Annotated in this window: 13 protein-coding genes; 3 read left to right on the forward strand and 10 right to left on the reverse strand. The window is 60.9% G+C overall.

The features are described 5' to 3' along the window. Window positions 1–2: 2 nt before the first annotated feature. On the forward strand, window positions 3–458 hold the full coding sequence (locus J1W56_RS02895) for a YbaY family lipoprotein (RefSeq protein WP_223611653.1): 456 nt from the start codon (window positions 3–5) through the stop codon (window positions 456–458). On the opposite strand, the gene lpxK is transcribed toward J1W56_RS02895, so the two are convergent. The 6 genes from lpxK to J1W56_RS02925 are packed head-to-tail and all read right to left on the reverse strand — an operon-like array spanning window position 453 to window position 6037. Beyond that, window positions 453–1484: a tetraacyldisaccharide 4'-kinase gene (lpxK, locus tag J1W56_RS02900; protein WP_223611654.1), complete on the reverse strand. Its 1032-nt coding sequence runs from the start codon at window positions 1482–1484 to the stop codon at window positions 453–455. The two genes, J1W56_RS02895 and lpxK, sit on opposite strands and share 6 nt — an antisense overlap. Next, window positions 1481–2803: a lipid IV(A) 3-deoxy-D-manno-octulosonic acid transferase gene (waaA, locus tag J1W56_RS02905; RefSeq protein WP_223611655.1), complete on the reverse strand. Its 1323-nt coding sequence runs from the start codon at window positions 2801–2803 to the stop codon at window positions 1481–1483. Before waaA ends, lpxK begins: the two co-directional genes overlap by 4 nt. Beyond that, window positions 2800–3573: a lysophospholipid acyltransferase family protein gene (locus J1W56_RS02910; RefSeq protein ID WP_223611656.1), complete on the reverse strand. Its 774-nt coding sequence runs from the start codon at window positions 3571–3573 to the stop codon at window positions 2800–2802. The genes waaA and J1W56_RS02910 overlap by 4 nt, the downstream gene beginning before the upstream one ends. A gap of 30 nt (window positions 3574–3603) precedes the next feature. After that, window positions 3604–3852 carry a DUF4170 domain-containing protein gene (locus J1W56_RS02915; RefSeq protein ID WP_105736221.1) on the reverse strand — a complete coding sequence of 83 codons (249 nt, stop codon included), beginning with the start codon at window positions 3850–3852 and terminating at the stop codon, window positions 3604–3606. 45 nt (window positions 3853–3897) lie between these two features. Next, the gene (locus tag J1W56_RS02920; RefSeq protein ID WP_223611657.1) at window positions 3898–4707 is read right to left on the reverse strand and encodes a 3'(2'),5'-bisphosphate nucleotidase CysQ; all 810 of its coding nucleotides are present in this window, start codon (window positions 4705–4707) and stop codon (window positions 3898–3900) included. Continuing rightward, window positions 4694–6037 carry a TldD/PmbA family protein gene (locus tag J1W56_RS02925; RefSeq protein ID WP_223611658.1) on the reverse strand — a complete coding sequence of 448 codons (1344 nt, stop codon included), beginning with the start codon at window positions 6035–6037 and terminating at the stop codon, window positions 4694–4696. Before J1W56_RS02925 ends, J1W56_RS02920 begins: the two co-directional genes overlap by 14 nt. 143 nt (window positions 6038–6180) lie before the next feature. Here J1W56_RS02925 and J1W56_RS02930 point away from each other — a divergent pair, with 143 nt between their 5' ends. Together J1W56_RS02930 and J1W56_RS02935 are read left to right on the forward strand one after the other, a co-directional pair. Then, window positions 6181–8001, forward strand: a complete 1821-nt coding sequence (locus J1W56_RS02930) for a monovalent cation:proton antiporter-2 (CPA2) family protein (protein WP_223611659.1) — start codon at window positions 6181–6183, stop codon at window positions 7999–8001. Window positions 8002–8082: 81 nt separating this feature from the next. Next, complete coding sequence (locus J1W56_RS02935; protein ID WP_223611660.1) at window positions 8083–8253, forward strand: hypothetical protein; 171 nt, start codon at window positions 8083–8085, stop codon at window positions 8251–8253. 44 nt (window positions 8254–8297) lie between these two features. Here J1W56_RS02935 and J1W56_RS02940 read toward each other — a convergent pair whose 3' ends face one another. From J1W56_RS02940 to rsmD, 4 genes are read right to left on the reverse strand one after another with little or no spacing between them, the layout of a single operon-like run. Continuing rightward, window positions 8298–9200, reverse strand: a complete 903-nt coding sequence (locus J1W56_RS02940; RefSeq protein ID WP_223611661.1) for a patatin-like phospholipase family protein — start codon at window positions 9198–9200, stop codon at window positions 8298–8300. Between the two features lie 17 nt (window positions 9201–9217). Next, window positions 9218–10537: a M16 family metallopeptidase gene (locus J1W56_RS02945; RefSeq protein ID WP_223611662.1), complete on the reverse strand. Its 1320-nt coding sequence runs from the start codon at window positions 10535–10537 to the stop codon at window positions 9218–9220. Beyond that, a complete protein-coding gene (locus J1W56_RS02950) occupies window positions 10534–12000 on the reverse strand; it encodes a M16 family metallopeptidase (protein WP_404927833.1) in 1467 nt (488 codons plus the stop codon). The genes J1W56_RS02945 and J1W56_RS02950 overlap by 4 nt, the downstream gene beginning before the upstream one ends. 56 nt (window positions 12001–12056) lie before the next feature. Further along, the gene (rsmD, locus tag J1W56_RS02955) at window positions 12057–12614 is read right to left on the reverse strand and encodes a 16S rRNA (guanine(966)-N(2))-methyltransferase RsmD (protein WP_223611663.1); all 558 of its coding nucleotides are present in this window, start codon (window positions 12612–12614) and stop codon (window positions 12057–12059) included. Window positions 12615–12618: the final 4 nt, after the last annotated feature.

Genomic DNA, 12618 nt, shown 5'->3' on the forward strand with positions numbered 1-12618 from the left:
CGGTGATCAATCGCCGGTCCACGCTTTTGGCCCTTGCCGCGACCGCGCTTCTGGCCGGCGGCTGCACCACGATGGGTGCCAAACGCGAACCGGCCTATAGCGGACCGACCAAGACGATCAAGGGCTATCTGCGCGGCTCGCCGCTGGCACGGCTTTCACCAAGCTCCCTCGTTTACATCACCGCCTATGATGCGACCAACGGCAACTCCAAACCCATGCCGGTGATCGGCGAGACAAGCTTCACGCTGGGCCGCAGCGGCTATTTCCCCATTGCCTACGAGATTGAAATCCCGGCGGCGAAATCGGCGCCGAAGGTAGCCCTGTCAGTGCAGATCGGCACGCCAGGGCGAATCCTCTTTGCAAATGACCGGCAATACAGCCAGACAACCGGCCGCTCCATGGATATATCCATGGGTGAAACGCCGCCACGCATACGCAACTTCCGCCGCGGATTATAGGCGCCGGATCGTTCGCAGGCGCGCCCTTTCCCGGGTTTCACTGATGACGCGCGATACGGTCCGCGGGTGCGCAAAAACCAGCTCCACATCCAGCACCTGCGTTCTCGCGGCGAATGCCCTGGCGGTTTCGCTGCCATCGAGCAGGCGGACATGATCCTTCGCCGTGGTGATCAGGGTCAAACCGTCCGCATCGGCACTTTTGAGGAGATCGGCGATTTCCTCGTCCGTATAGGGATGGTGATCCGGAAAGGGACGTGCCTCTTTGATCGTTCCACCGGCTTCTTCCAGCGTGCGGAAGAACTTCGCGGGATCGCCAATGCCGGCAAAGGCGAGCAGCGGTTTGCCCGCAACCGCAAGCGCCGCCTTGGGCCGGAGCGTGGCTTCATACACCGGCTTGGCAGCACGTGCGGCGTTCCTGACAAGCTGGTCCGCACCATTGGCCGAACCGATCTTGAGCAGGGCATCGGTGCGCACCAGCTGATCCGTCAGTGGCGCGCGCAGCGGGCCGCCGGGAATGACGTGGCCGTTGCCGATACCCCGCCCCGCATCGACGACCATGAGCGCATAGTCGAAATGCAGGCGGGCACTCTGGAACCCGTCATCCATGATGATGAAATCGCATCCCGCCGCCTGCAGTGCAGTGGCCCCGGCAAACCGGTCGGCGCAGACAACCACCGGCGCATGGCGGGCAAGCAGCATGGGTTCATCGCCGACATGCCGGGCGCTGTCGTGATCGGGATCGACCCGGTGCAGTCCGGAGAAGGCGCCGCCATAACCGCGCGAGACAATGCCAGGTTTGAGACCAGCGGCAACAGCGGCCTGCGCAAAGGCAATGGACGTCGGGGTCTTGCCCGCGCCCCCAACGGTGAAATTTCCGATGCAAAGCACCGGCACCAACACGGCAGGCGGCTTGGCGCGGCGGATGCGCCGTCCGGCAACCATACCGTAAATCTTTGACAGGGGGCTGAGGGCCCGCGCGCGCCAATCCGGCTTTTCCCACCAGAAAGGAGGCGCTTCGCTGGTCATTTCCAGCCACCTTCACGCGCGCTCAACCGCGCCTTCAGCACCAAGGGCTGGATGAAGGGCTCGAGCGCCGTCATGGTCAGATCAAGCGAACCGCGCATGTCCTCGACCGTCTTCGTTCCCGCATCAATCATCACCTGGCGTTCAGCGGGATTGTTGAAGAGGTAGTTGACGGCCCCAGCCAGCATGTCCTTGTCGCGGATGAGCTTGGCCGCGCCATTCTTGATCAGGCGCTGGTAGGAATCGCGGAAATTCTGCACGTTGCGGCCCGAAAGGATTGCCGTCTTCAACATGGCGGGCTCCAGCGGATTCTGGCCGCCCTGCGCCATGAGCGACCGCCCGACAAAGGCGATTTCCGTCAGCCGCAGATACAGGCCCATCTCGCCGATCGTATCGCCGAGATAGATGTCGGTATCCGGCGCGATGACATCGCCGCGGCTGCGCAATGCCACCTTCATGCCGAGCTTTTCGATTTCTTCGGCAATTGCCGGGGCGCGGTCGGGGTGACGCGGCACGATGATCGTCAGGAGGTCGCGATGCCTGACCTTCAGCATGTGATGAACCTGTGCGACGACATCTTCCTCACCCTGATGGGTGGAAATCGCTGCCCAGGTCTTGCGCTTGCCGATCTGCCTCTGCAGAGCCTCGAGTTCCGACTCCACGACCGGCGGGATTGCGGTGTCGACTTTGAGATTGCCCGATACCGTGACCGGACGGGCTCCGAGCGCGCGGAACCGTTCGCCGTCAATGTCGGACTGGGCCACCACATGGGCGAGATTTTCAAACAGCGCTTCGGCGATGGACGGCCGTTTCTGCCAGGCAGCAAAGGATTTGTCGGACAGGCGGCCATTGACCAGAACCTGCGGCACCCGCCGCAGTCCCAGTTCAAGAATGGTCATCGGCCAGATCTCGGATTCGCAGATAACGGCGAGATCGGGCTGCCAGTGGCTGAGGAACCGGTCGACCGCCGGCTTCAGGTCGAGCGGCACATATTGATGGATGACCCGGTCACCCAGACGTTCCTGCACCATCTTGGCCGATGTCACGGTCCCGGTGGTGAGAACGACATTGATTCCCATGTCGACGATGGTTTCAACCAGCGGCGTGACGGCAGAGGTTTCGCCGACGCTCGCCGCATGGACCCAAACCAGCGGTCCCGCCGGCCGTGCAACGCTGGCCACGCCATAACGCTCACCCTGACGTCCGCGTTCTTCCTTGCCCTTGCTGGCGCGGAAGGCGACATAGGCGCCGACAGCCGGAAAGACCATGGCACCCACCCAGCGATAGGTGCTCAGGACAATGCGCGCCCACCGTTCGCTCATGCCCGGCCATCCACAAGCGCCTGCACCCGTACCGTATTGGCGTTCAGGCTGGCGGTCAATTCGACACGCTTGGCTTCAAGCATTGCATCATCGGCATCCTCGGGGACAAAGATCGGGTCGCCGACAATCAACCCTGACCTGCCGAATGGCAAGGGAATGGTTGTCTTATCCCAGCTCTTCTCGAGAATTTTCCTGCGCGACGTCATATAGCAGATGGGAATGATCGGGCGGCCCGACAGTTTGGCAAGGAGAATGACCCCCTGACCGGAATCGCGGGGTGTCCCATGGGGAATATCAGCAATCATTGCCGCGGTCTTACCGTCCTTCAATGCCTTTTTCAGGGCGAGCAAGGCCCTTACCCCGCCCTTTTCGATGCTTTTCGTCGGCTCCCGCCCGCCGGAACCGCGGATGATCTCGACACCGAACCGTTCGGCCACCCGCGCGTTGAGTTCCGCATCCTTGCTCTTGGAGAACATGGCGGCGAAGCGCACGCCGCGCGGCATCAGAAAGGGCGCCATCAGATGCTGGCCATGCCAGGCCACGGCAATGAACGGCTCACCGCCCCGCTTCATATCCTCCAGATCGGACGAGCCGGGCAGACGCGGGTTGGTGGCATTCACCAGCCGGAAGAACTGGGTAATCAGCCAGACCACGAGGAAGCGGACGAAACGCGACTTCGCCAGCGGGCCCCGGATGGAACGCCAAAACCGTTTCAGCACCCCGTTCTTCTTGCGGGGCGCCTTGGCGGTTGCTGTGCTGTTGTCAATCATGCCGTTGTCAATGCGTGACCGGAGAACCGGTCAGCTTGCCTTGCCCGTGTCGGGATCGAGCAATTTGTGCATGTGCACGATGAAATAGCGCATATGTGCGTTGTCGACGGTCTGCTGGGCCTTGGACTTCCAGGCGCGCTGTGCCGTTTCGAAATTCGGGTAGATGCCGACGATATCCAGCTTTTCCAGATCGCGGAATTCAACACCGCCGAGCTTCTTCAGTTCGCCGCCAAAAACCAGGTGAAGCAACTGCTTCGGTTCTGCTGTATTTTCGCTCATGGTCGCCCATCCGTTCAGTGATCAATCGTTGAATTTTCAGTCTGTTTAACCGAAGGCGGTTTCGGCGACAACGTCCAACATGTTGTCCATCAATAAACCGCTGGCAGCGACAAGCGCGCCATGGCGATAATCGCCCGTTTCATTGTTGCGCAAACCATAGGTCAGCGGCTTGCCGTTTGCCGTCAGGACATGGCCGCCCGCCTCTGCAAGGATCAGGTCCGCCGCCGCCAGATCCCAGTCGTGGGAATTCGGCCGGACGAAGGTCCCAGCAATGTCACCCCGGGCAACCATGGCAATGCGATAGGCCAGCGAAGCGATGTAGGGCGCGGCAATCATGGATTGCTGGAAATGGTCCGGCAGCTTCTTCAGGAAAGGCCCCGGACCCGCGACCTTGAACGGAACGCCGCTGGTGCTGACATGAATGGCTGTGCCGTTCTGTTGAGCTCCCTGCCCTGGAAGCGCTGTGATCGTCTGGCCGCGCGCCGGACATTCCAGCACACCGGCCACCGGCCGGCCATCCTCGATAACCGCCACGCTGACGCACCAGACATCCGACCCTTCGATGAAGGCGCGCGTACCGTCGATGGGATCGACGACGAAAAAGCGCCGTCGCGCTGTCGCCGCGCGGTCATCGAGGGTTTCCTCGGAAATCCAGCCATAGTCGGGCCGGGCCGTCAGAAGCATGTCCTTGAGATACTTGTCCGCCGCAAGATCTGCCTCGCTCACCGGCGAATTGCCGGTCTTCATCCAGACCTGCGGGTCCTGGCGGAAATAGGACAGGGCGATACGCCCGGCGCCTTCCGCCGCTTCCCGGATCAGGGCTAGATCATCGCGATTTTTTTCACTTGCCGGCAAGAGTCATGCCTTCGATCAGGAGTGTCGGACTGGCGACGCCAAAGTTACGGTCAATATCGTTCGCCGCGACCATGTTCAGGAACATATCCTTCAGGTTGGAGGCAAGCGTGACTTCACTGACGGGATAGGCCAGTTCGCCATTTTCAATCCAGTAACCGGACGCGCCACGGCTGTACTGCCCGGTGATCATATCGACGCCCTGGCCAAAAAGCTCCGTGACATAGAAGCCATTGCCGACAGCGCGGATCAGGGCCTCGGGCGCTTCATCCCCCGGCTCGATGGCAAAATTGGTGGACGACGGAACAACGGTCGACCCTGAACGCACACCGCGGCCATTGGTGCTCAGCCCCAATTCCGCAGCCGTTGATGTGGACAGGAACCAGTGCTTCAAAACACCGTTCTCGACCATGGTCAGTGCTTCGCCTTCAATTCCTTCACCGTCGAAGGGCCGCGAGGACGAGCCGCGGATGCGCAGCGGATCATCCGTGACATTGATGCTGTCCGCGAGAATCTTCTGGCCCATGCGGTCTTTCAGAAAACTGGTCTTGCGCGCAACGGATGCGCCATTGATGGCGCTGGAAAGATGGGACGCGATGCCGCGTGCCACGCGCGGGTCGTAAACCACATTGACCACGCCGGTCTTGGCCTGCCGGGCGCCAAGGCGTTTGACCGCGCGCGCGGCGGCCGAACGGCCGATGGCTGCGGGGTCCTCGAGCGCATCGAAATGCTGGCGCGAGGAAAAATCGTAGTCGCGTTCCATCCCGGTACCCGTACCGGCGATGGCGCTGACCGAACGGGAAAAGCGCGACCCCATGTAATGGCCGACGAACCCGCCCGATGTCACCAGAACCATGCCGCCGAGCCCGGCGGAAGCCGACGCACCGCCGGAATTGGTAACGCCGTCAACTTCAAGGGCGGCAGCCTCCGCAGCCAATGCATCTTCGGTCAGCCGCGCTGCCGCAACGACGGTCGGATCATACAGATCAAGATCACGGATGGTGCGCACCAGATTGGCTGGATCAGCCAGGCCTTCAAACGCATCGTCCGGCGAAACCCTGGCCATGGCGACGGCGCGCTCGGCCAGAATTTTCGGGTCGGAACCGGCGGTTGCCGATATGCTTGCCACTTTCCTGCCAACAAAGACGCGCAGGGAGAAATCGTCACTTTCCGACGATTCGGTCGCCTCGACCTTGCCAAGCCTGACGCTGACACCCGTGGACCGCGAACGCACGACAACCGCATCGGCGGCGTCGGCTCCGGCCCGGCGGGCGGCTTCGACAAGCGCAGCAGCATTGTCAACGAATTCGCGGGAATTGGCCGGCTCGATCATATTCATCCCTAGAGTTGATTGCATGATAGGATGCAAGGACATATCTGACCAATGATCAGACAATGCACTGCCTCCTATATGGTGCAAATTGGGGTCTATCAAGGCAAACACTGGTAACATTCGCAACAGACTGGGTCAGGCTCATGCTTTCACAAAGCGGCAATCTCTACTTTCAGGCTCTGGCTCTGTTGGCTGGGGCGATCATTGCCGCCCCGTTGTTCAAACGGCTCGGGCTTGGGACGGTGCTGGGTTATCTCGCGGCGGGCCTGCTGATCGGGCCGCTGGCGAATCTCATCACCGATGGCGAACAGGTTCTGCATTTTTCCGAACTGGGCGTGGTTTTCCTGCTGTTCGTGATCGGCCTCGAATTGAAACCCACGCGCCTGTGGAACATGCGCCATGCGATTTTCGGCCTCGGTGCGGCGCAGGTCATTGTTTCCGGTGCGGCATTGACCGGGCTCATCCTCGCCTTCCATCTCGTCAACTGGCAGGCGGCTCTGGTCATCGGCTTCGGCCTTGCCCTGTCGTCCACGGCGTTCGCCATGCAGATTCTGGAAGAGCGCGGCGAGACCAATATGCCGCACGGGCAGACATCCTTTGCCATCCTGCTGTTCCAGGATCTGGCGATCGTTCCCTTGCTGGCCATGATTCCCGTGCTTGCACCCGGTTCCGCCCAGCATCAGGCGGATCCGCTTGGTAAATTCCTCATCGCCATCATCTGCATCGGCGCCATCGTTGCGGTGGGCCGCTATCTCCTCAATCCGCTGTTCCGGTTCATTGCCAATACCGGCGCGCGCGAGGTGATGATTGCCGCCGCCCTGTTCGTCGTGCTCGGCGCCGCGCTGCTGATGCAGTTTGCCGGGCTGTCCATGGCCATGGGCGCGTTCATCGCCGGCGTCCTGCTGGCCGAATCGTCCTACCGGCACGAGCTGGAGGCGGACATCGAACCGTTCCGCGGTATTTTCCTCGGCCTGTTCTTCATGGCCGTCGGGCTGTCGATTGACCTCAAGGTCATCCTTGCCGACTGGGAGGCGATTCTTCTTGCGGTGCCCGTGTTCATGGCGGTGAAGGCTCTGGTCGTCTACATCCTGGCGCGGCTCTTCCGATGCAATCACAATGACGCGACCCGCATCGCGTTCTTCCTGCCGCAGGGCGGTGAGTTTGGCTTCGTCCTGTTCACCACGGCGGCGGCGGCCGGATTGCTCAGCACCTCGACGGCATCGGAGATGATCGCGGTGGTCACGCTGTCCATGGCCGTGATGCCGCTGTCGGTCGCCCTTGGCAACCGCTTCCTCGTCGACGCCCATGCGGAAGAACAGATCGACGAGGATTTCGACGGTGCTGCCGGTGCCGACGTGCTGATGATCGGCTTTTCCCGCTACGGGCAGATCGCAGCGCAGATCCTTTTGGCGGGCGGCACCAGCGTCACGCTGATCGATGCCTCGGCCGACCGCATCCGCGCCGCCTCGAAATTCGGCTTCCGCATCTATTTCGGCGATGGCACGCGCAAGGAAGTGCTGGAGGCAGCCGGTATCCGCCAGGCGAAAATCGTTGCCATCTGCACGCACAAGAAGGAGACCACCGACCGGATCGTCGAGCTCATCCAGTCGGAATATCCCGATATCAAACTGTTCGTGCGGTCCTATGACCGGGGCCACACGCTGAAACTGCGCGCCCGCGGCGTGCAGTACGAATTGCGCGAGACCTTTGAATCAGGCTTGCTGTTCGGCCGCCGCACGCTCGAAGAGCTCGGAACCAGCGAAGATGTGGCCTACGAGATCATGGAAGACATCCGCCGCCGTGACGAGGATCGGCTGCACATCCAGGCGGCCGAAGGCCTGATGGCGGGCAATGACCTGTTGCTGACACGCCCGGTCACGCCGGAGCCGCTGATCAAGCCGACCCGCGAATCCAAGCGCATCGACACGGAAGAGATGCTTCCCGATCCCGAGCCGGCGGAGTGAGGTCGGTAAGACTACGGATTCAGATGAAACCCTGATCCTGATAAAAAGCGACGAACGTACACTCAGTCAGGCTCATTTATCATGGTGACATTCGCACTTGCAGCCGCCGACAAACCAAAACCCGCCCTGCATCGCGGGTTTTGGACAGGAAAGCGCAACCGTTTTGCCATGGCACTCCTGTGGTATGGCATGGCGGCGTTCGGAATAGGTTTCTGGTGGGCCGTCTATCTCGAGGTCCTGTCGTTCCTGTGAATGGACGCGGCCAACGGAACAGGCCACCTCTTGATTATAGGCCGCTATTCCTGTTCGGCATGTTCCGTATAGGCAATGGCGGCATCAACAGCCCGCTTTAATTCATCTTTGATACCGATCGACTCGTTCAGCACCTGTTCGACCCGCAGAAAATCCAGCACGCCAAACCGGGCAACGCTGGGCCGCAGGAAAATTGCCGGCGGATCGGTCCGCAACCGCGTGGCGATGATCGATTGCATCATCAGTTGGCTCGCGCCGAACATCGCGTCAATCGACGACGGAAACTTGCGGCCGTCGCCTTCCGGGCCGCCGACCACATCGATACCGATGACGAACTGCGCCTTGTCCTTGAGATGATCGAAGGGCACCGGATTGTAGATGCCACCATCGATCAGCACACGGTCGTCGCGGCGCACCGGACGGAACAGCGCCGGGATGGCCGCGGAAGCGGCTATGGCGTTGAAGAGATCGCCCTGATGGATGGGAATTTCCCGTTGACCGTAAAAATCCGTTGCGGTGACGCTGAGCGGAATGGGCAGTTCCTCGAACGTATCGGGTATCTGTTCCGGCAGGAATGTCTTGAGCAGCTTTTCGATGTTGAACTGGCTGAAGCGGATGCCGCCGCCGAACATTTCGCCAAAGGTCGCCGGGCGCAGGCGCCAGAGCCGCGCGGCGATTTCGGCGCGCCGCGACAATGTTGCCACCGCATAGTCGCGTATATCCCGGCCGGACATGCCCGCTGCCATGCCCGCGCCCATGATGGCGCCGATGGAAGAACCGGAAATGGCGACCGGCCTGATGCCGAGTTCGTCCAGCGCCTCGATGACATTGATGTGCGCCAGTCCCCTCGCCCCGCCGCCGCCAAAAGCAACCGCAAAGCTTGGCGAACTGCTGACGACGCCGGTTCCCGCAGAACCGGAAACACTTTCGAGATCGCGTGCGCTCATGACATATCCCCGGCTGATCAGGATTGGGGCGGCCCGATGATCAGAATGGCCGGATCGGTTTCAAGCAGTTTCCGCGCCGCTGCCTTCACCTGATCCAATGTCACAGCATTGATCAGATCCGCGCGCTTGTCGATATAGTCGCGGCCCAGATGCTCATCCTGCAGGCCGATCAGCGTGCTGGCGACGGCCGATGACGAATCCAGATTGTTGATGGCATAGGAGCCGACGAGATATTTCTTGGCCTCGACCAGTTCCTGCTCGGTCGGACCGTCCTTGGCCATGCGGGCAACCTCATCCTTGAGGATCTGCAGGGTTTCCCCGGACCGGTCGGAGCGGGTTGCCGTGGATATGGTCAGGGCGGCCATGTGATCCCTGCTGATGAGGGCGGAACCGGCGGAATAGGCAAGACCGCGCTTCTCGCGCACTTCGCTGTAAATTCTCGAGGAGAAGGTACCGCCGCCCAGAATGTGATTCATGATGTAGGCCGGGAAGAAATCCGCATCCTGGCGCCGCACGCCCGGATAAACCATGGAAATGGATGTCTGCGGCAGGGGATAATCGACGCGGGTTGTTTTGCCCAAGGCCAGCTTGGCATCGCCAATCGGATCAAGCTGGGCTTTGTCCGGCAGATCGCCAAACACCTTGTCGAGCAGCGGTCCCAGCTGTTCCGGACTGATTGCACCGACAACGCCGACAATAAGATGGTCACGGGCAAAGACCCGCTTGTGATAAGCGGCGAGATCATCGCGGGTGATCGATGCCAGGCTGGCTTCGGTGCCCTGCGACTGGCGGCCATAGGGATGATCGCCATACAGCGCTTCGGCGAACTTGCGGCCGGCGATGGTGTTCGGATCGCGCTCGGCGGCCTTGATGTTGGCAACCACCTGCTGGCGGATCCGGTCAATCGGCGCCTGATCGAAGCGCGGCTTATTGACGGCGAGCGCCAAGAGATCGACCGCTTCATCGCGCTTGTCGGCAAGCATGCGCATGGCGCCGGAAATACGGTCATCCTCGGCACTGAAAGCCATTTCAGCGCCGACATCGTCGAGCTTCTCCTGAAATGCATCGGAATCGAGATCGCCGGCACCCTCATCGAAAAGCCCGGTCATCAGATTGGCGAGGCCCTCCTTGCCCTTGGGGTTCTGCGCCGAACCGCCCTCAAAGGAAAACCGCAGGGCAATCAGCGGAACGAAATCATCCTGCACCAGCCAGGCGCGAATCCCCTTGGGAGAAACGACTTCCTTGATTTCCACCGCATAGACCGGTGCCACGGCGAGGATGACCAGCAGCAAGGCGGCGGCCATCCGCTTGAAAGCGGGTGTCAACAGGCGGATCATTGGATGACTCCCTCGGTCTGTGGTTGCATCGGCGCGGTCTCACCCGTCGACGGTATCTTCTCGTCAGGCTTGCCGTTCTCCGGCATCAGGTAACTGGTCACCGAGCGCGAATCGACGAGATAGCGCTTGGCCACGTCCTGAATATCCTGAACCTTCACCGCCTGGATGCGATCCGGCCATTCCTGAATGTCCTTGATCGTCTGACCGGTCGACAGCGTCGAGCCATAGATGCGGGCCATGCCCGCCTGGCTGTCACGGGCAAAGATAACGCTCTTCAGAAAGCGGTTGCGGGCTTTCTCCAGTTCATCTGATGTAATGCCGTCCTTGATGATGCGGGCAATCTGCGCATCCACGCCGGCTTCCACCTGCTGCAGGGAGGCTGAACCGCGCGGTGCGCCATAGACGGCAAACGTGCCGTCATCAAGCGCGCCGCCCTGGTAATAGACGCCGGCGCTGGCGGCCAATCCATCCTGCACGACCAGTGCCTGATAGACGCGGCTGCGCGTGGACCCGCCGAGGATTTCGCTCAGGAGATCAAGCGCCTCGGCTTCACCGGGCTTGGCATTGTTATAGGATGGCACCAGCCATATTTTCTGGAAGCTTGGCTGCGACACGCGCGGGTCGGCAAGGGATACGGTGCGCTTGGTGTTCTGTTCCGGTTCCTGCGGCCGCATGCGTTTGCCGGGTTCCGAACGGCGCGGCACCTTGCCATAAGTCTTTTCCGCCAGCGCCTTTACCGCCGCTGCATCGACATCGCCCGAGACAACCAGCGTCGCATTGTTTGGCGTGTAGAATTTTTCGTAGAAGGCGAGCGCATCCTTGAGGTTGAGCTGCTGCATCTCGTGCAACCAGCCGATCACCGGGAAGCGGTAGGGGTGGTTCTGATAGAGCGTCGCGTTGACCTCTTCCGACAGCAGGGCGGCGGGATTGGTATCAGTGCGCGACCGGCGCTCTTCGAGCACCACGTCGCGCTCGGTCTTCACCACATCCTCGTTCAGGATGAGGTTTTCCATGCGGTCCGCCTCATAGGTCATGACCATTTCAAGCGCCTGCGGCGACACCTGCTGGAAGAAAGCGGTGTAATCATAGGAGGTGAACGCATTCTCGCGGCCGCCGATTTCAGCCACCTTGCGGGAGAATTCACCGGCCGGATAGGTCTTGGTGGCCTTGAACATCAGATGTTCGAAGAAATGCGCAATGCCCGACTTGCCCGGATCTTCGTCGGCTGATCCGACATGATACCAGAGCATATGGGTGACGACGGGCGCGCGATGGTCGGGTATCACCACCACTTCCAGACCATTGTCCAAATGGAAGGACGAGACACCGGCACTATCGGCCTTTTGGACCTCCGCGGTGAGCTGCGCCATCGTCTGGGCATGTGCGGGAAGAATGAAACCGGCGGTCGATACTGTTCCGGCCAAAACCAATGCCGCAATGGTACGGCTCACTATTTGCGACATCAATCTTCCTTCGCAATTCTGTTCAAAGCCGGAAGTTTTCCGGTCCGGTCGTCTGCTTAGCCGTTCAACGTGACAAATCGTATGATTGTTCCGCCGTAGTGGCGTTCTTCGGCCACCGAGAATCGCGAATCCAGGTTGATCACGGCCTCGGCTTCTTCTTCAAGCACGAGAAGTGTGTCGGGATTGAGCCAGCCGCCTTCAAGAGCGGATTTGAAGGCGAGTTCGCCTAGGCCCTTGCCATAGGGCGGGTCGGCAAAAACGAGATCGAATGGCTCGATCGTGCCGGCATCGCCGAGTTTGGCGGCATCGCGGCGGAAAATCTTGGTGTTTCCCAGCAAACCGAAAGCTTCGACATTGGTGCGGATCAGGCCGCGCCCTTCCGTAGACTCCTCGATGAAGACGCCATAGCGCGCGCCCCGCGATATGGCTTCAAGCCCCAGGGCGCCTGTTCCGGCGAAAAGATCCAGCACGCGGGTCGCTTCAAACTTTTCCGGATAATTGTGCACCAGAATGTTGAACAGGCTTTCCCGCGTCCGGTCCGTGGTCGGCCGGATGGCATTGGTATTCGGCGTCGCCAATGCCCGCCCGCGAAATTTGCCGCCGACAATCCGCATGAAG

Origin of the sequence: Phyllobacterium calauticae (genome assembly GCF_019991125.1) — a bacterium.
GTDB classification, from domain to species: Bacteria; Pseudomonadota; Alphaproteobacteria; order Rhizobiales; family Rhizobiaceae; genus Phyllobacterium; species Phyllobacterium calauticae.